Below are 1,027 nucleotides of genomic sequence, written 5' to 3'. Positions count from 1 at the left end.
GACAGCCTGCTCACGCGCCAGGAGCGTGAAACGCTGGTACTGGCCGTCGCCGCTATCGGCGCCATGAAAGCGCGCGTCGGCTTGAAAAAAGGCGATGCGCCGACCGTTGCCAGACGGGAAAAAAGGGAGAAAAAAGACCGCCAGCCTGATCCGCGTTTTCCGCGAGCCGGTCATCCCTGGCAGGAAGACGAAAAAACCTTACTGAGTGATGCGCTCGATTCGGTACCGGACGAAGAGATTGGCAAGCATCTGTTCTGGCTTTCCGAGAAACTGGGCAGAACGCCTTTCAGTGTTGCTTTCCAGATCGCGGCAATCAGGGAGCTGCAGGACGGCTGGGAGGAGCAGTTCAGGGAGATTTCGGATAACATTCGCTTGTCCGGTCTGAGCATCAGTGATTATCTTACACAGAACGGCACGGGCCATAACGCCTGAAAGAAATTTGCGTTATTTGTAAAATTAAATACCAGGGAAGCCTCAGGATATAAAAAACTAATGACGAAACAGGAATGGATTTTACGACTACGGCGCTGTACATCGAAGGAAACCCTGGAAAGGGTAATAGAAAAAAATAAATATTCTCTGTCAGATGATGAGCTTGAGCATTTCAATGCCGCGGTTGATCACCGGCTGGCGGAAATGGCAATGGGGAAGTTTTATGACAAAATACCTGCAGGCGTCTGGAAATATGTTAAATAATACAGCCGGCATCAGTCTGTTCGCAGTTATCTCACCTGGAGCGCAATCATGAATATGATATTTGAACTGATTGGAGGCTTTGTTGGGCTTTGTTGAATAAATCGAACTTTTGCTGAGTTGAAGGATCAGATCACGCATCCTCCCGACAACACAGACCATTCCGTGGCAAAGCAAAAGTTCAGAATCACCAACTGGTCCACCTACAACAAAGCTCTCATCAACCGTGGCTCCCTCACTTTCTGGCTGGATGATGAGGCGATTCAGGCCTGGTATGGCTTTGTTGAATAAATAAGATTTCTTGCGAACGACCCTGTAGCTGGCTGGATTTTCA

2 protein-coding genes and 1 pseudogene are annotated in these 1,027 nt (G+C 48.9%); all 3 read left to right on the top strand.

Features of this window, described 5'->3' with window-relative positions; translation table 11 throughout:
- Positions 1-432 (top strand): DNA-binding protein (locus HMPREF3096_RS18360; RefSeq protein WP_129085804.1); only part of this gene is annotated, 432 nt, incomplete at its 5' end.
- A 60-nt stretch (positions 433-492) separates the two neighbouring features.
- Positions 493-696: an HHA domain-containing protein gene (locus HMPREF3096_RS29555; RefSeq protein WP_004150739.1), complete on the top strand. Its 204-nt coding sequence runs from the start codon at positions 493-495 to the stop codon at positions 694-696.
- A 162-nt stretch (positions 697-858) separates the two neighbouring features.
- Positions 859-969 (top strand): annotated as a pseudogene (locus HMPREF3096_RS30545) (IS5/IS1182 family transposase); the annotation flags it as partial.
- Positions 970-1,027: the final 58 nt, after the last annotated feature.

The organism is Klebsiella sp. HMSC25G12, assembly GCF_001807705.1.
GTDB lineage: Bacteria > Pseudomonadota > Gammaproteobacteria > Enterobacterales > Enterobacteriaceae > Klebsiella > Klebsiella variicola.
The sequence above is the reverse complement of the archived record's forward strand: the minus strand, read 5'-3'. Positions and strand labels throughout refer to the sequence as shown.

Excerpts from the sequence above, each read along its gene's own strand:
- HMPREF3096_RS29555 (WP_004150739.1), top strand. The coding sequence starts at position 493 with ATGACGAAACAGGAATGGATTTTACGACTACGGCGCTGTACATCGAAG.